Consider the following 15,398-nt stretch of genomic DNA (forward strand, 5'->3'; position numbering starts at 1 on the left):
AATCTTCGGAAAGCCTAGGTCTGCACTTTTCGTTCCGCCTCAAAGGCGATTCGACCGAGCGGTGCGCGACACACCGTAACGCGATGTATCGCGTCTCACAACGGACTTTCCCGAACGAGTGACGGAGTCAGCGCCGACCTGGAGGAGAGCCGGGAGGACCGGGCCGCGGGCCGCGGTGGGGCCGGGACCGGGCCGCGGGCCGGGACCGGGCCGCGGGCCGGGACCGGGGCGAGGGCCGGGACCGGGGCGAGGGCAGGGACCGGGGCGAGGGCAGGGACCGGGGCGAGGGCCGGGACCGGGGCGAGGGCAGGGACCGGGGCGAGGGCCGGGACCGGGGCGAGGGCCGGGACCGGGGTGGGGCCGCGAGGCCCTGGGCGACTGCTCAGTCGATGACGGTGTATCCGGCGTCGCGCAGGGCCCGGCCCACCTCGGCGCAGTGCGCCGGCCCCTTCGTCTCCAGGTGCAGCTCGACCTCGGCCTCGGTCAGCCCGAGCCGGGGGTCGGTCCGCAGATGGCTCACGTCCAGGACGTTGGCGTCGACCGCGGACAACGTCCCGAGGAGCGAGGCGAGGGCGCCTGGCCGGTCCGTCAGCCGCAGGCGTACGGCCAGGTAGCGGCCCTGCGCGGCCATGCCGTGCCGCAGGACGCGCTCCATCAGCACCGGGTCGACGTTGCCGCCGGACAGCACCGCGACGACCGGGCCGTCGAAGGCTTCGGGCGCGCTGAGCAGCGCGGCGACCGGGCTCGCCCCGGCCGGCTCGACGACGAGCTTGGCCCGCTCCAGGCACAACAGCAGCGCCGCGGCCAGTTCGTCCTCGGTGACCGTGCGGACCTCGTCCACCAGCTCGCCGACAATGGCGAACGGCACCTCGCCCGGGCGGCCGACCTTGATGCCGTCGGCCATCGTCGCCGGGTTGCCGAGCGCCACCGGCCGTCCGGCCGCCAGCGAGGGCGGATACGCCGCGGCCCCCGCCGCCTGCACGCCGACGATCCGCACGTCCGGCCGCAGCGCCTTCACCGCGACCGCGATGCCCGCCGCGAGACCGCCGCCGCCGATCCCGACGACGATCGTGCGCACCTCGGGGCACTGCTCCAGGATCTCCAGCCCGACCGTGCCCTGCCCGGCGATGACGTCGGGGTGGTCGAAGGGGTGGATGAACACCGCGCCGGTCGCGTCCGCGTACTCCTGTGCGGCGGCCAGCGCCTCGTCGACCACCTGACCGTGCAGGCGCACCTCGGCCCCGTACTCGCGGGTGGCACTGATCTTCGGCAGGGGCGCGCCCTTCGGCATGAACACCGTGGACCGCACGCCCAGCAGCGACGACGCCAGCGCCACGCCCTGCGCGTGGTTGCCCGCGCTCGCCGCGACCACCCCGGCCGCCCGCTCCTCCGGCAGCAGCCCGGCGATGCGCACATACGCCCCGCGCAGCTTGAACGACCCCGTCCGCTGGAGGTTCTCGCACTTGAAGTGCACCGGCGCCCCGACCAGCTGGGTCAGATGCCTGCTGCCCTCCATCGCGGTCGCCCGTGCCACGCCCGCCAGCATCTTCCGGGCGCCGCGCACGTCGTCGAGGGTGACGGGACGAAAGGAGTCAGCGGTGCCGTAGCTCATGACTCCAGCATCGCAGTTCACAGGCGGGAACGGCCGCTGTGACCAACCTCCGAGATCGGTTTGCGCAGCGCCGGTACGACCCGCCTTCCGGCCGCGTACTCTGTCCCCCATTCCAGCAGCCCCTTCATGAAGTGAGCCCCCGGCCATGCCCGCAACACCTGAAATGTCGATGGACATGACGACAGTCGGTGACACCGGTCTTCTCGACACGCTGCAGCACGAGGTCGCGGTGTTCGCCCGCCGAGCCGAGCAGACCCGGCTCGGCGGCGTCGGGCAGGTGCGCAACTCCATGGACCGCGCCGCGTACCTGCTGCTCAACCGCCTCGACAACGAGGGCCCCATGGGCGTCAAGGCGCTCGCGGCGAGCATGGGCATCGACTCGTCCACGGTCACCCGGCAGGTGGCTCCACTCGTCGACACCGGCCTGGTCAAGCGGACCTCGCACCCCGAGGACGGCCGGGCCGTGGTGCTCCAGCTGTCCCCGCGCGGGCAGGCGCGCCTGGAGGAAGTGCGGTCCTCACGACGGCAGTTGATGGCCGAACTGACGGACGACTGGGCGCCGGAGGAGCGCGAGACGTTCTGCGCGCTCCTCACCCGCTTCAACACCGCCCTGTCCTCCCGGATGTCGGCTCAGGGCCTGCCCGGCGCGGAGGGCTCGCCGACCGCCTCCTGAACGGGGGCACGCGCGGGGCACGCGCGCGGGGGCGACTTTCCGCCGGGGGTGCGCGCCCCTTGACCGAAAGCCCGCCCCGGGCCTCATATGAGACCGGGGCGTATGGCCGCCCAGGGGGACGCCGTCAGGCGGGAGGCTCGGTGTGCGAGACAGTCGTGCGGCCCAGGAGACCCGCCGGGCCAGGGAGTTCGAGGCGTTCGTCGCCGGCGCGGGCGGACGGCTGCTGCACGCCGCCACCCTGCTGACGGCCGAGTCCCCGGCGGACAACCCGCGCGCGCGTCATCTGCTGGCGCTCGCCCTCGCGCGCACGTACGCGTGCTGGGACCGGCTGCGCGGCGAGGACCCCTACAACCGGGCCCGCGAGGAGCTGGCCACCCGCTTCGCCCACGGCGCCTGGCACGAGTACGTGCGGCGCCTGTACGGCGCCCTGGCCCTGCGCCGTGCCCTGCTTCTCCGCCGCGTCCTGCCCGCCGGCCGTGTCCTGCCCGCCGGCCGTGTCCCGGCCGCGCCGGGCCGTCTCCGGCGGCGTCCGGCGGCCGCCGCCGGCGCGTTGGCGCACCTGAATCCGCAGGAACGTCTCGTCCTGGTCCTCAGGCTGTACGAGGGCGTCGCCGAGGAGCAGGCGGCGGCCCTGCTCGGCCTGCCGGCGGACCGGGTGCGCACGCTCTGCGACCGGGCCACGACGACCCTGCTGCAACCGCCCCGCGCGCAGGCGCCCGCGGTGCGCCGGGCGAAGGCGGCCGCCTCGTGAACCGGGCCGAGCGGGAGGCCGCCGTCCGCCGCATCATGGAGCGGACGCCGCCACACGTGCCGGCGGAGCTCCATCGGGAGGCGGTGCGCCGGGGCAGCCGCATGGTGCGCCGCCACAGGACCGCCCGGCGGCTGGCGTGGCTGCTGCTGTGCGCGGCGACCGTGGCGTTCGTGGTCTGGGCGGTGCTGGTCCAGCCCTGGGTGGAGCCGCCGTCGCAGACGACCCCGCCGCTCACGAACTGGTGAGCCCCGGCGCCCGCTCCGGTGCCGGCCCAGCGGGGTGCCGTCCGGACGCCCGGCCAGAAGCCCGGCGGCCAGGCCTGCGCCGGTGGGCCGCCCGGACGGGCGTCCGGACGAGCCACCCGTCGTGCGGTCTAGCCGAGGGCCTGCTGCAGGTCCTCCAGGAGGTCGTCGACGTTCTCGATGCCCACGGAGAGGCGGACGAGGTCGCCGGGCACCTCCAGGGCGGAACCGGCGACGGACGCGTGCGTCATGCGCCCCGGGTGCTCGATGAGGGACTCGACGCCGCCCAGGGACTCGCCGAGGGTGAACACCTTGGCCCGGTTGCAGACCTCGACGGCCGCTTCCTCGCCGCCGGCGACCCGGAAGGAGATCATGCCGCCGAACGCCCTCATCTGCTTGGCCGCGACCTCGTGTCCGGGGTGCTCCGGAAGGCCCGGGTACAGCACGTGCGTCACGCGCGCGTGCCGGGTCAGCATGTCGGCGACCTTGGTCGCGTTCTCGCTGTGGCGGTCCATGCGCACCGACAGCGTCTTCGTGCCGCGCAGCACGAGCCAGGAGTCGAAGGGCCCGGCGACCGCGCCCATCGCGTTCTGGTGGTACGCCAGCTCCTCGCCCAGCTGAGCGTCGCCGGTGATCAGCGCGCCGCCGACGACGTCCGAGTGGCCGCCCATGTACTTGGTCAGGGAGTGCACGACGACGTCCGCGCCGAGCGCCAGCGGCTGCTGAAGGTACGGCGTGGCGAAGGTGTTGTCGACGACGAGCTTCGCGCCCGCGTCACGGGCGACCTGGGCGACGGCGGCGATGTCGGTGATGCCCAGGAGCGGGTTGGAGGGGGTCTCCACCCACACGGCCTTCGTCTTCGGGGTCGTCGCGGCGCGCACGGCGGCCGGGTCGCTGGTGTCGGCGACCGACCACTCCACGCCCCACCGGGCGACGACCTTCGCGAACAGCCGGAAGGTGCCGCCGTAGGCGTCGTTCGGGATGACCACGTGGTCGCCGGGGCTGAGCAGCGTACGCAACAGGCAGTCCTCGGCCGCCAGTCCGGAAGCGAACGCGAGACCCCGGCGGCCGCCTTCCAGGGCCGCGAGGTTCTCCTCCAGGGCGGTCCTGGTCGGGTTGGCGCTGCGGCTGTACTCGTAGCCGCCGCGCAGACCGCCGACGCCGTCCTGCTTGTAGGTCGAGACCTGGTAGATCGGTGGGACGACCGCGCCCGTGAGGGGATCGGCGGTGTTGCCCGCGTGGATCGCGAGGGTCTCGAAGTGCTGACTGATGTGCCTGTCGCTCATGGGCACCGAGGGTAGTCCGCTCGCGGCCCCGGCGCGGGCCGGCCACCCGGCGGACGGCGCGGGGCGCGGCCCGGGACGGAGGTTTTCCACAGGACCGGGGGCGGGTTGGCCAATCGTCGGCGCGGTCTGGTTCGCTTGTGGCATGGAGATTCTGTGGGGCCTGGTGGCGCTGGTCTTGATCGGCTACGTGGTGACGTCCCTCGCGCGGCGCCGGCGCGGCGCCGTCGGGCTGGTGCCGGCGGATCATCCGGACGCCGCGGACCCGGCGACCTACGGTTTCGTGCGCACGGAGGAGCTGGACGTCCGCATGCCCGGCCCCGACCATGATGTGCTCGACGTCCTGGACGTGGTGCAGCACACGCAGGACTACCGGGCCGCGCAGCAGCTGCTGGCCGGCACCGAGACGGCGGGCGAGCTGCGCTGGCAGCGCGTGCAGGCGTTCGCCGGCGCGGCGGCGCTGGAGCTGCAGCAGCGACCGGGCGGCGTCAGCGAGGCCCCGGGCGGGCAGTGGCTGCGGGTGTGGCGGACCGAGGCGCCCAAGGACGCGGGCGGCGCCGCGGTGCACGCCGAGTTCCTGGTGCAGCAGGCCTGGCGGACGTCGACGCCGGGCACGGACGACTTCCGGATCATCATGGAGGAGGCGAGGGACGCCTGCGGACAGGCGGCGCTGCTGTCCCCCGACGACCCGGTCCCGTACATCGTGGAGCTGTCGGTGGCCCGTGGTCTGCGGTACTCGCAGACGGAGTTCGAGCGGCTCTGGCTGAACATCCTGGACCGCGACCCGGCGCACATGGGGGCCCATCTTGCGGCCCTGCACTACTGGTGCGAGAAGTGGCACGGCTCGCGCGAGCTGGCGTACAGCTTCGCGGAGTCCGCCGCGGCGCGGGCCCCGCGCGGCTCCCTCCTCGCGGCGATGCCCCTCTTCGCGGTCTTCGAGCACCTCCCCGAGGTGAACCTCGTCCGCAGCTTCTACCAGAGCGAGGTCGTGACCAGGGCGGTGCACGGCGCGCTGTTCGCGGTGCACGCGGCCCGGTCCGACGACCCGATGCTGGCGCACGTCCGCCACCTGCTCGTGTTCTTCCTGGTGCGCTCGGAGCGCTGGTCGGAGGCGATGAGCCAGCTCGTCCACGTGGACGGGCACGTCGGCGCCCTTCCGTGGGCCCTCTCCCCCGACCCGGCCGGCGAGTTCGCGGTCTACCGCGCGATGGCGGTCGCCGGCTACGAGGCGAACGGCGGCAGCCCGGCGACGATGCCCCACTGACCGCGGGGGCGCCGTCCGCCCCGGGGTCACCGGACGGTGAAGTCGGCCGCCTCGGTGTCCAGGGTGGTGGTGCCGTCCTTCGCGGTGGCCAGGACGGACACGTGCCACAGGCCGCGCGGGGACGACTCGGCGTCGGCCCGGGTGACCGGGGCGGTGTACGTGCACCGCACGGTGTGCCCTCCGGCGGGCTTGCAGACGGCCTCCTCCACGCCGGCCATGTCCTTGGCGGTCAGCCCCTTCTTGGCGAAGGGCGAGTCCTGCGGCCAGGCCAGCACCTTCACGCTGTTGACGCCGGAGGACGCCGTCACGTCGGTGACGAAGGTCAACGCCCCGGCGCGGTCGCCGTCGCCGGCGTCGGGAGCGGTGTAGCGGGCGGTGCTGTGCGCCAGCGCCGGCGGCTGCTCGCCGGCGTGGGCGACAGCGAAGGCGCCCGCGCCTCCGACCACGACGACACCGGCGGCCACGGACAGGGCAATACGTCGGGACATGAGATTCTCCGAACCTGTTCTCAGCTGGATCGAACCGGCGCTCCTGGTCTGCGCCGCTGCACCGATACTCGCCGCACAGGGGTCCGCCGGGCCTGAGCCCGCATACTCAACTGATCCTGAGCAGCAGCTACTTGGTCGCCCAGTGGCAGGGCGGGCGCCGCCGGGCCGGCCGTCCGGATGGCCGCCCGGCGCAGCGGCACGGGCGGCCTGGGGGGCCTGGGGGGCCCGGGCAGCCCTAGTCCACCTCGATGCCGAAGTCCTGGACGAGCTCCTCCAGGCCGCCCGGGTAGCCCTTGCCGCCCAGGACGAAGTCCCAGTCCCCGTTCGGCCGTCGGCGGAAGGAGCCGAGCACCAGGGCGGTCTCGCCCGGCCGGCCGTCGGAGACCGCGAGCTGTCCCAGCTCGGTCAGGCCCGGGTCGAGCAGTCGGATGCCGGCGTTCGTGAAGCCCGAGAGGTCGGCGTCGGGGTCGGCCTCCGGGTCGACGGCGGCCACGAGCACGAACCGGTCGGCTTCTGCGGGCAGCCCGTCGAAAGCCACGCAGACGGCGGCCTTGTCCGGGGCGGTGGCGGGCAGGGCGCGCACCGAGCCGTCGGGCGTCCGCGGGTTGTTGAAGAAGACGAAGTGATCGTCGCTGAGGACCCGGTCGCCGCGACAGACGAGGGCGCACACGTCCAGGGCGACGCTGCCGGACCAGGACATGCCGAGAACGTTGTAGTCGTCCGGCAGCCGGCCGTCGGGCGCTCCGGACGGCGGCGGCGTCGAGGTCCTTCGGCCGCGCTCGCCCAGCCGCCCGCGCAGTCCGTGCCGGTGCAACAGGTCGACGAGTTCTGGACCCGACACGAGTTCCAGGGGCTTGCCGTTGGCGAAGGTGTGCGAGCCGGGGCCGAACCCGGAAGTCGTCACGAGAACGCCCTTGTTGGCCCCGGTGTCCTGCACGGTTCCGTACAGATCACGCACCGCCGTGGGCGGGACGGTGTTGCGGTAGCGCTTCACCTGCACGACGATCTTGCCGCCTCGGATCGGCGTCGGGTCCAGCGCGTCGACGTCCACGCCGCCGTCGTTCGAGCGCTGGGTCGTGACCGCCTGCATCCCCATCGCGCGGAAGAGGTCGGCGACGAGATGCTCGAAGGCGATCGGATCCATGGCGTACAGGTCCGGTTCCTCGTCGTCGCCGTGGGCGACGACCCGGTTGCCGACCTCCTGCGGCCGCCGCCCGGGCCGCACCGGCGTGAGCTGATCGGGCCGGGCCGAGAGCTGGCCGCGCAGCGCGTCGGCGAGACAACCGACCGGGTCCACCTGCGCCAGGTGCAGGTCCTGGAACGAGGAGCGGGAGGCCATGACGGTGGCGAGGACGATGTGGCCGGGCCGACCCGTCGTGGGGTCGTGCCCGTCGACGAACCCGTTCAGGGCCACCGACTCGAGCGCCCTCAGGTCGTCGGCCGCGAACAGTTCGTGCAGAACCAGCAGCACGCACTGAGCCAGGACCTCCCGGTACAGGGCGCGCCGCTGGCCTGCCGGGCGGGGGGTCTCCTTGTCCTGGTCGGCGCCGGACAGGTAGCGGACGGCTTTGACCTCCGGCACGACGCCGTAGCCGGGCAGCTCCCAGTCGAGCACCAGTTGCCGGGCCGCCGGGTCGTAGGCCGCCGCCACCTGGCGCGGGAAGCCCTCCGGCCACGCCGTCGAGGCGTAGAGAGCGGCGGAGAAGTACTCGATCACGGAGTCGGGGTCCTGCCGCCTCACGCCCTCGCTCATCGCGAGGACGCCGGCGTTGTGCCGCCGGACCTCGGCCAGCCGGGCATCGGCCCATTGCCGGTACTCCCGCTCGTAGGACGCCAGTTGCCGCTGTCGCTGAGCCTCAGCGGCCTGGGCCGCCTGCCAGTCCCGCTCGAAGCGTGCGCGTGCCTCGGCCTGTGCCTGGGACCGCCGGCCGGCGGTCCATCCGCCTTGCGCCTGGTAGTGCTGGACGTCCGGCATGGTCACCGGCTGAGCCAACGGCCCCGGAGCGAAGGGCTGGACGTCCTCGGCCCGCAGGAGCGAGGCGGCCCTGAAGCCCGGAGCCCGGCAGCCCTCGGCGAGGAGGCCCTGCAGGGACGCGACCTGCGCGTCCAGCTCCTCCGTGCGCCGTAGCGCCTCCGCCTGCCGGTACTCGCGGTGGCTCTGGGCGGCTCGCCGCTGGTAGGCCCGCGCCTGCTGTTCCTGCTGCCTGCGCCGTCTGGCCTCGGCCTCCAGCTGGCGCTGCTGCTGCCGTTGCATCTCGGCCCAGACGCCGACGGAACCGGTGGAACGACGACTCATGTGCTGCAGGCCCTCCCCAGGACGTTGGCAGCCGAAAGGCACGTTGGTTGTCCCCACAACCAGTTGTGACGACACGACTCTAACCAGCAATCGCCGTCCCGCACATCCACTCGTCGCCAGGACCGGGCAGCGGGCGGCGGGCCCGGTGGGGAGCAGGGGCGAAATTCGGTGGTCCTTCAGCACGGACGCCCCGCACGCTGTGCGTCATGCAAGCAACGCGTCATGAGATCCGAGCGGTCCACTCGGAGTCCACGATCACCGTCTACCAGGCGTACCCGCCGGCCATCGGCCTGCCCGCCGTCCGGGACGACCGTTTCCCGGCGGCGTGGAAGCGGGACAGGATGACGTGGATCAAGCCCAGCTTCCTGTGGATGATGTACCGCTGCGGGTGGGGCCTGAAGGAGGGCCAGGAGACCGTGCTGGCGGTCGAGATCAGCCGGGACGGGTTCGAGTGGGCGCTGCGGCACGCCTGTCTGTCGCATCACGTGCCGGGGCTGCACGGTGAGCCGGCCGACTGGAAGCGGGAGTTGAGGCGGGCCCCGGCTCGGGTGCAGTGGGATCCGGAACGGGATCTGCACCTGAACGCGCTGCCTCACCGCTCCCTTCAGCTGGGGCTCGCGGGGGAGGCGACGGTGCGGTACGCCGACGAGTGGATCGTGGGGATCGAGGACGTCACGCCGTTGGCCCGGGAGATCCACGGCCGGGTGCGGGCCGGCGAACTCGCGGAGGCGACCGCCCTGCTTCCGGCCGAACGGCCGTATCCCGTTCCGGAGGAGCTGCTGGATCATCTGCGGCGGTAGCACGGCGGCGAGGCCGGCCGGCCGCACGTTCGGCCCAGGTCGAATTCGGTTGCCCGTGGGGGGGTGCGCGGGGGCTGGATGGCGTCATGGCTGACAACGGGGTGGCGGTGTGTCCGCCGGACGCCGCCGAGGATCTCGAGGAGGTCGAGGTGCGGCCCGGGCCGGGGCTGGTGCCGTTCGGTGCGGACGTGCACGCCGCGCGGTGGGGCACGCCGGGGCGGCCGGCCGCCGGGGGCGCGGCGGGGCGGCTCGCGCACGCGGTGGCGATCGACGAGAACACCCTGGTCGAGGTCGCGGACGGGCGGGCGCGGGTGGCCGGGCTCGGCCGGGCCCACTCGATGCGGCCGGCTCCGGGCGGCGGGGTCGTCACGCGGTCCTACGGTCACGGCGAGTCGTTCGCCGTCCCCAGCTGAGCGGTTCGCCGCCCCCGGCCCAACCGCCCTCCGCCCGCGTGTCCGGGACGCGGCAGGCCCCCGGCGCCAGGGCGGATTCCAGGGGCCGTGCGACGTCCACGAGAGCCGTGCGACGTCCACGAGAGCCGTCGGCTGCGCCGGCCCCGGCAGGTCCGCGACCCCTGCCGGACCGGTCCGAGCCGTCCGCCCTGCCGGTCCTGCCGGTCCTCCCGGACCGGTCCGAGCCGGCCGCTCGCTCAGGGGCGTGAGGGTCAGATCGTCGACGTGTCGATCACGAACCGGTAGCGGACGTCGCTGGCGAGCACCCGCTCGTACGCGTCGTTGATCTCCTGCGCGCCGATCAGCTCGATCTCGGCGCCCAGACCGTGCTCGGCGCAGAAGTCCAGCATCTCCTGGGTCTCCGCGATGCCGCCGATCATGGAACCGGCGAGGGTCTTGCCGCCGCCGATCACCGAGAAGAGGTTGAGGGAGATCGGCTCCTCGGGGGCTCCGACGTTGACCAGCGCGCCCTCCGCCTTCAGCAGCGACAGGTACGCGTTGAAGTCCAACGGGGCCGAGACCGTCGACAGGATGAGGTCGAAGGAGCCGCTCAGCTCCTGGAAGGTCTTCTCGTCGCTGGTGGCGTAGTAGTGGTCGGCGCCCAGCTTCAGGCCGTCGTCCTTCTTGCGCAGCGACTGGGACAGGACGGTCACCTCGGCGCCGAGCGCGTGGGCGATCTTGACGGCCATGTGGCCGAGGCCGCCCATGCCGAGGACGGCGACCTTCCTGCCGGGGCCGGCGTTCCAGCGCTTCAGCGGGGAGTACGTGGTGATGCCGGCGCACAGCAGCGGCGCGGCGACGTCCAGGGCGAGGCCGTCGGGGATGCGGACGACGAAGTTCTCGTCGACCACGATCTTCTGGGCGTAGCCGCCGTAGGTGGGCTCGCCGTCCTTGCCGACGGCGTTGTAGGTGGCGACGCCGCCTCCGGTGCAGTAGTGCTCCTGGCCGGCCTTGCAGTTGGCGCACTCGCGGCAGGAGTCGACGAGACAGCCGACGCCCACCCGGTCCCCGACGGCGAACTTGGTGACGCCCGGGCCGACCTCGGAGACGACGCCCGCTATCTCGTGGCCGGGCACCATCGGGAAGATCGCCTCGCCCCAGCCCTCCCTGGCCTGGTGGATGTCGGAGTGGCAGATGCCGGCGAACTCGATGTCGATCAGGACGTCGAACTCGCGGACGGGACGGCGTTCGATGGTCGTGCGCTCCAGCGGAGCCTTGGCGGCGGGGGCGGCGTACGCGGCGACGGTGGTGGTCATGCCGGGGTCTCTCCTTGCGGGGTTGCGTCGTGTCCGGCCTGCCTTCCTGCCGGGCACGACGTCCAGCCTGCCCCGCCCCGCGGGATTCACCCAGGTCACGCCTTTGCGTACGACTGCTGTGCCTACCACTGGCGGGGTCAGGATGGTGTGCGTACGACCGTGAATACTGGAGGACATGGACGAACGCCCCGAACCCGCCGGCGCCTCACTGGACCGGCGAGCCGAGCTCAGCGAGTTCCTGCGCACCCGGCGGGCCCGGCTGAAGCCGGAGGACGTGGGGCTGCCCGCCTTCGGCCGGCACCGCCGGGTGCCGGGGCTGCGGCGCGAGGAGCTGGCGCAGCTGGCCGGAGTGTCGGTGGCGTACTACACGCGCCTGGAGCAGGGCAACGGACGGAACGTCTCGGCGGAGGTGCTGGACGCCATCGCCCGCGCCCTGCGCCTGACGGACGCCGAGCACGCCCACCTCACCCACCTCGCGAAGCCGAAGCAGAAGAAGAAGCAGACGGCGCGCTCCCCGCAGGCGCGGCCCGCGCTGCGCCAGCTGCTGGACGTGATGGACGCGGTGCCGGCGTACGTCATCGGGCGGCGCTCGGAGATCCTGGCGTGGAACCGGATGGCGGCGGCCCTGTTCGGCGACTGGGGGGAGCTTCCGGCGGCGGAGCGCAACTGGGCCCGGCTGACGTTTCTGCGCCCCGACTACCACGATCTCTTCGTGGACTGGGAGCAGAAGGCGATCGACATCGTCTGCGTCCTGCGCATGGAGGCGGGCTGCCATCCGGACGATCCGCGGCTCTCCGCGCTGGTGGGCGAGCTGTCGGTGAAGAGCGAGGACTTCCGGCGGCTGTGGGCGACGCACGACGTCAAGGAGAAGACCCACGGCGTGAAGCACATGAGGCATCCGCTGGTGGGCGAGCTCTCCCTGAACTTCGAGGGCTTCCGACTGCCGGACGACAGCGAGCAGGTGATGGTGACCTACCACGCGGAGCCGGAGTCGGCGTCGGCGCAGGCGTTGCGCCTGCTGGCCAGCTGGGGCGCCGACGCCACCCGCGCCGGCTCCCAGGCGCCGTCCGTCTGAACGGCGCCGCCCCCGCGAACACCCTCTGCGGGCTCAGCCCCGGTACGGCGGAGCCGCGCCCCAGCCCCATCGGGGCACCGGCTGCTCGGCGGGCGGTTTGGCGTCCGGGCCCGAGAAGTGCACGGCGAGCCGGGTGCCCCACTCGACGTAGGCGAGGAACGCCGAACGGAACTCGGGGTCGGCGGGCAGCTCGGCCTCGTCGGCGGCGTCCTGGACCAGGTTGACCCAGCGGCGGCGCTGGGGCTCGGTGATGTCCCGGCCGTGGGGGCACCCCCTCTGGGGTAGCTCGGCCACCATGTGACTGTGGCCGCCCTGGGTCGCCGAGTAGGTCTGCGGGCCGCCGAAGACCTCCGCGAGCCAGAGGGCGACGTGCTCGGCGTGCTCCGGTGCGAGGCCCGCGAAGACCGGGGCGAGGAGGTCGTCCTGAAGCACCTTGGCGTAGAAGGCCTCGGTCAGCCGGGCGAAGGCCTCCGCGCCGCCGGCCCACTCGTACAGCGTGGGCACGGCGGAGCCGGCGCCGCGCACGGACGTGGCCTTGTAGTGGCGCATCTCGTCGATGTTCGCGACGTACGGGCGGATCTCGGCGAGGAAGGCCGGGAACAGGTCGGAGGTGCGAAAGCCCTGCAGGTGGTCCTCGGTCGAGGTCCACGTGATGCGCAGGACGAAGTGTGCGAAGTCCTCCTCGCAGCGCGCGAGTTCGTAGTCGACGCAGTGCGGGGAGGCCGCGAGCTCCCGGGCGGCCCGGCTGTACGCGGCCAGGAACTCGGCCGAACGGTCCTCCGGGATGCGGTAGCGGATGTACTCGACGGTGGTGGGCTTGGTGGGCGTCGGATCTGTCTGCGGTGCCGTCATGGGGCCACGCAAGCACGAGCGGCCCGCCGGAGGCTCCCCTTCCGGCGGGCGTCCTCTCAGCGCTCAGCGAACCGCCGGCCCGGCCGCCCGGTCCGGGGCCGCCGCGCGGCGGGGTTCACCGCGCCGCCGCGTTCTCCTTCACGGTGATCCGGCCCTTGCGGATGGTGGCCACCCGCGGGGCCTTCCTCGCGATCGCGGAGTCGTGCGTGACCATGACGAAGGTCAGCCCGTGCTCCTCCCACAGGGTGTGCAGCACGTCCATGATCTCGTCGCGCATGCTTTCGTCGAGGTTGCCGGTGGGTTCGTCGGCGAGCAGCACCTTCGGCTGTTTGACCAGCGCGCGGGCGATCGCGACGCGCTGCTGCTGGCCGCCGGACATCTCGGAGGGCAGGTGCCCGAGGCGCTCGCCGAGGCCGACCGACTTCAGCGCCTCGGCGGCCCGTTCGCGGCGTTCGCCGCGCTTCACGCCGAGCGGGACGAGGGCGGTCTCGACGTTCTCCTGGGCGTTGAGCGTCGGAATGAGGTTGAAGGACTGGAAGACGAATCCGATGTTCTCGCTGCGCACCTTCGTGAGCCTGGCCTCGGAGAGCTTGGCCAGGTCGACGCCGTCGAGGACGATCTCGCCCTCGGTGGGCCGGTCGAGCGCGCCGATCATCTGCAGCAGCGTGGACTTGCCGCCGCCGGTGGGGCCCTGGATGACGAGCCGGTCGCCGTCCGGGACGGTCAGGTCGACGCCGTCGAGGGCGTGGACGGTGTCCCTGCCCCGGGTGTAGCGCTTGGTGACGCCTCTGAGTTCGTACATGGGGACTGCAACTCCTGCGGTTGGTGGGTGGGTTGGCTACTCGACGCGGCGCAGCGCGTCCGCCGGGCGCAGCCTCGACGCCCGCCAGCCGCCGAACGCTCCCGCGATCAGGCCGCCGGCCACGGCGAGACCCACGGCGACCGCGACGGTCGTCGCGCTGACCGGAGCCGTCAGGGCGACGTCGAGGGTCCTCGCCGCCGTCTGGCGGCCGGGACCGCCGAAGCCGCCGCCCCCGCCGCCGGGACCGACCTGGCCGCCGCCACCGCCCAACCGGGCCTGGAGCGTGGGGCTGATCGCGGTCACGGCGTACGCGCCCGCCAGTCCGAGCGCGATGCCCAGGGCCCCGCCCAGCAGTCCGTTGACCATGGCCTCGCCCACCACCTGCCGGGTGACCCGGCCGGATTTCCAGCCGAGGGCCTTCAGGGTGCCGAACTCACGGACGCGCCGGGAGACCGCCGAGGAGGTGAGCAGCCCGGCGACCAGGAACGCGGCGACGAGTACCGCGATGGACAGCCACCTGCCGACGTCGGTGGCCAGCGAGGAGGCCGTGGAGAGGGAGCCGGAGACGGTGTCCGCGAGGTCGGCCGAGGTCGTCACCGTCGTCCCCGAGACGTTCTTCTGGATGGTCGACTTGACGCTGCCGATCTTCTTCGAGTCGGTCGCCTTGACGTAGATCGTGGTGACCTTGTTCTTCGCGTCGCCGAGGGTCTGGGCCAGGGTCAGCGGGATGTAGACGTCGGCGGCGGAGTCCCCGCTGTCGGCGGTGGCGACGCCGATCACGGAGAGCTTGACGCCGCTGATGGTGAGCGTGGAGCCGACCTTGAGCGACTTCTCCTTGGCGTAGGCCGAGTCCACGACGGCGACCTTGGCGTCGGTCTCCGAGGTCTTGAAGGTGCGGCCGCCGGTGATCGTGGAGGAGGTCAGCGGGCCGAGTTCGGGCTCGGTGACGTCGGCGCCGTAGACGGAGTAGTTGTCGACGTCGAAGTTCGCGCCGCCGCCCTGCACCTCGCCCTGCGGCTGGCCGCCGCCCTGACCGCGGCCGCCCTGGCCGCCGCCGGTGGCGCCGCCGCCGTTCTGCTGGAACTGGCCCCGGGTGAACTGGCCGTTGATCTTGACGACCCGCAGGCTCAGCCCGCCGACCGCGTCGGAGACGCCGCTCTGCTTGCCGACCGTGCCGACGGTCGCCGTCGACAGGGTCTGGAAGCCCTGCACCATGACGCGGTCGGTGCTCTGCTCGGTGCCCGAGTCCTGGTCCTGCGCGTCGAACTGGAAGCGCGGCCGGTCCGAGGCGCCGGCGGTGGGCGAGGCGGCCTTGGTGACCGTCATGTCCGTGCCCAGGCCGTACAGGGACTGCAGGACCTGGTCCTGGGCCTTGCCCATGCCGGACGACACGGAGGAGACCACGATGACCAGCGCGATGCCCAGTGCGAGGCCGGAGGCGACGACGAGAGCCGCTTTTCTGCGGCGGCGCAGTTCGCGCCTCAGGTAGGTGAAGAACATGGCCGCAAGCTAGGTACGGCGCGTGATGACGGGATAAGGCCGGTATAAGAGA

15 protein-coding genes are annotated in these 15,398 nt (G+C 73.0%); 7 read left to right on the forward strand and 8 right to left on the reverse strand.

The genetic code is table 11. The annotated features are described in order from the left end of the window. Positions 1–382: 382 nt before the first annotated feature. Positions 383–1,612, reverse strand: coding sequence for a threonine ammonia-lyase (gene ilvA, locus ACFVYK_RS04290; RefSeq protein ID WP_389768283.1), 1,230 nt, complete (start codon positions 1,610–1,612; stop codon positions 383–385). A gap of 163 nt (positions 1,613–1,775) precedes the next feature. Here ilvA and ACFVYK_RS04295 point away from each other — a divergent pair, with 163 nt between their 5' ends. The 3 genes from ACFVYK_RS04295 (at position 1,776) to ACFVYK_RS04305 (ending at position 3,281) form a co-directional block, all read left to right on the forward strand. Continuing rightward, a complete protein-coding gene (locus ACFVYK_RS04295; protein ID WP_389768379.1) occupies positions 1,776–2,285 on the forward strand; it encodes a MarR family winged helix-turn-helix transcriptional regulator in 510 nt (169 codons plus the stop codon). A gap of 142 nt (positions 2,286–2,427) precedes the next feature. Next, positions 2,428–3,036 (forward strand): sigma factor-like helix-turn-helix DNA-binding protein, encoded by a 609-nt coding sequence (locus tag ACFVYK_RS04300; protein WP_389768285.1) that lies wholly within the window; start codon positions 2,428–2,430, stop codon positions 3,034–3,036. Next, on the forward strand, positions 3,033–3,281 hold the full coding sequence (locus ACFVYK_RS04305; RefSeq protein WP_389768287.1) for a hypothetical protein: 249 nt from the start codon (positions 3,033–3,035) through the stop codon (positions 3,279–3,281). Before ACFVYK_RS04300 ends, ACFVYK_RS04305 begins: the two co-directional genes overlap by 4 nt. A 128-nt stretch (positions 3,282–3,409) precedes the next feature. Here the strand turns inward: ACFVYK_RS04305 and ACFVYK_RS04310 are convergent, their stop codons facing one another. Beyond that, entirely contained in the window at positions 3,410–4,564 is a 1,155-nt protein-coding gene (locus ACFVYK_RS04310; protein WP_389768289.1) for a cystathionine gamma-synthase, read from the reverse strand. Positions 4,565–4,706: 142 nt separating this feature from the next. On the opposite strand from ACFVYK_RS04310, the gene ACFVYK_RS04315 reads away from it, so the two are divergent. After that, positions 4,707–5,825, forward strand: a complete 1,119-nt coding sequence (locus tag ACFVYK_RS04315; protein ID WP_389768291.1) for a hypothetical protein — start codon at positions 4,707–4,709, stop codon at positions 5,823–5,825. Between the two features lie 26 nt (positions 5,826–5,851). On the opposite strand, the gene ACFVYK_RS04320 is transcribed toward ACFVYK_RS04315, so the two are convergent. Then, positions 5,852–6,313 (reverse strand): DUF5707 domain-containing protein, encoded by a 462-nt coding sequence (locus ACFVYK_RS04320; protein ID WP_389768292.1) that lies wholly within the window; start codon positions 6,311–6,313, stop codon positions 5,852–5,854. Positions 6,314–6,548: 235 nt separating this feature from the next. Next, positions 6,549–8,609 (reverse strand): restriction endonuclease, encoded by a 2,061-nt coding sequence (locus ACFVYK_RS04325; protein WP_389768294.1) that lies wholly within the window; start codon positions 8,607–8,609, stop codon positions 6,549–6,551. Between the two features lie 206 nt (positions 8,610–8,815). Between ACFVYK_RS04325 and ACFVYK_RS04330 the strand changes: the two genes are divergently transcribed. Together ACFVYK_RS04330 and ACFVYK_RS04335 are read left to right on the forward strand one after the other, a co-directional pair. Next, entirely contained in the window at positions 8,816–9,409 is a 594-nt protein-coding gene (locus ACFVYK_RS04330; RefSeq protein WP_389768296.1) for a DUF4291 domain-containing protein, read from the forward strand. A gap of 86 nt (positions 9,410–9,495) precedes the next feature. Next, complete coding sequence (locus ACFVYK_RS04335) at positions 9,496–9,822, forward strand: hypothetical protein (RefSeq protein ID WP_389768298.1); 327 nt, start codon at positions 9,496–9,498, stop codon at positions 9,820–9,822. A gap of 251 nt (positions 9,823–10,073) precedes the next feature. Here ACFVYK_RS04335 and ACFVYK_RS04340 read toward each other — a convergent pair whose 3' ends face one another. Further along, positions 10,074–11,117 carry an NAD(P)-dependent alcohol dehydrogenase gene (locus ACFVYK_RS04340; protein WP_389768300.1) on the reverse strand — a complete coding sequence of 348 codons (1,044 nt, stop codon included), beginning with the start codon at positions 11,115–11,117 and terminating at the stop codon, positions 10,074–10,076. Positions 11,118–11,292: 175 nt separating this feature from the next. On the opposite strand from ACFVYK_RS04340, the gene ACFVYK_RS04345 reads away from it, so the two are divergent. After that, the gene (locus ACFVYK_RS04345; protein WP_389768301.1) at positions 11,293–12,192 is read left to right on the forward strand and encodes a helix-turn-helix domain-containing protein; all 900 of its coding nucleotides are present in this window, start codon (positions 11,293–11,295) and stop codon (positions 12,190–12,192) included. Between the two features lie 33 nt (positions 12,193–12,225). Here the strand turns inward: ACFVYK_RS04345 and ACFVYK_RS04350 are convergent, their stop codons facing one another. From ACFVYK_RS04350 to ACFVYK_RS04360, 3 genes are all read right to left on the reverse strand, one after another. Beyond that, a complete protein-coding gene (locus tag ACFVYK_RS04350) occupies positions 12,226–13,044 on the reverse strand; it encodes a group II truncated hemoglobin (protein WP_389768303.1) in 819 nt (272 codons plus the stop codon). 115 nt (positions 13,045–13,159) lie between these two features. Next, positions 13,160–13,846, reverse strand: coding sequence for an ABC transporter ATP-binding protein (locus ACFVYK_RS04355; RefSeq protein ID WP_389768305.1), 687 nt, complete (start codon positions 13,844–13,846; stop codon positions 13,160–13,162). Between the two features lie 36 nt (positions 13,847–13,882). Continuing rightward, positions 13,883–15,346, reverse strand: a complete 1,464-nt coding sequence (locus ACFVYK_RS04360) for an ABC transporter permease (RefSeq protein ID WP_389768306.1) — start codon at positions 15,344–15,346, stop codon at positions 13,883–13,885. Between the last annotated feature and the right edge of the window lie 52 nt (positions 15,347–15,398).

This window comes from Streptomyces sp. NPDC058291 (assembly GCF_042880855.1).
In the GTDB taxonomy this organism is placed as follows: Bacteria; Actinomycetota; Actinomycetes; order Streptomycetales; family Streptomycetaceae; genus Streptomyces.

What these genes read in the sequence shown, in the direction of transcription:
- ilvA (WP_389768283.1), bottom strand. Translation starts at nt 1,612, where the DNA reads ATGAGCTACGGCACCGCTGACTCCTTTCGTCCCGTCACCCTCGACGAC.
- ACFVYK_RS04295 (WP_389768379.1), top strand. Translation starts at nt 1,776, where the DNA reads ATGTCGATGGACATGACGACAGTCGGTGACACCGGTCTTCTCGACACG.
- ACFVYK_RS04310 (WP_389768289.1), bottom strand. Translation starts at nt 4,564, where the DNA reads ATGAGCGACAGGCACATCAGTCAGCACTTCGAGACCCTCGCGATCCAC.
- ACFVYK_RS04315 (WP_389768291.1), top strand. Translation starts at nt 4,707, where the DNA reads ATGGAGATTCTGTGGGGCCTGGTGGCGCTGGTCTTGATCGGCTACGTG.
- ACFVYK_RS04320 (WP_389768292.1), bottom strand. Translation starts at nt 6,313, where the DNA reads ATGTCCCGACGTATTGCCCTGTCCGTGGCCGCCGGTGTCGTCGTGGTC.
- ACFVYK_RS04325 (WP_389768294.1), bottom strand. Translation starts at nt 8,609, where the DNA reads ATGAGTCGTCGTTCCACCGGTTCCGTCGGCGTCTGGGCCGAGATGCAA.
- ACFVYK_RS04330 (WP_389768296.1), top strand. Translation starts at nt 8,816, where the DNA reads ATGCAAGCAACGCGTCATGAGATCCGAGCGGTCCACTCGGAGTCCACG.
- ACFVYK_RS04335 (WP_389768298.1), top strand. Translation starts at nt 9,496, where the DNA reads ATGGCTGACAACGGGGTGGCGGTGTGTCCGCCGGACGCCGCCGAGGAT.
- ACFVYK_RS04340 (WP_389768300.1), bottom strand. Translation starts at nt 11,117, where the DNA reads ATGACCACCACCGTCGCCGCGTACGCCGCCCCCGCCGCCAAGGCTCCG.
- ACFVYK_RS04345 (WP_389768301.1), top strand. Translation starts at nt 11,293, where the DNA reads ATGGACGAACGCCCCGAACCCGCCGGCGCCTCACTGGACCGGCGAGCC.
- ACFVYK_RS04350 (WP_389768303.1), bottom strand. Translation starts at nt 13,044, where the DNA reads ATGACGGCACCGCAGACAGATCCGACGCCCACCAAGCCCACCACCGTC.
- ACFVYK_RS04355 (WP_389768305.1), bottom strand. Translation starts at nt 13,846, where the DNA reads ATGTACGAACTCAGAGGCGTCACCAAGCGCTACACCCGGGGCAGGGAC.
- ACFVYK_RS04360 (WP_389768306.1), bottom strand. Translation starts at nt 15,346, where the DNA reads ATGTTCTTCACCTACCTGAGGCGCGAACTGCGCCGCCGCAGAAAAGCG.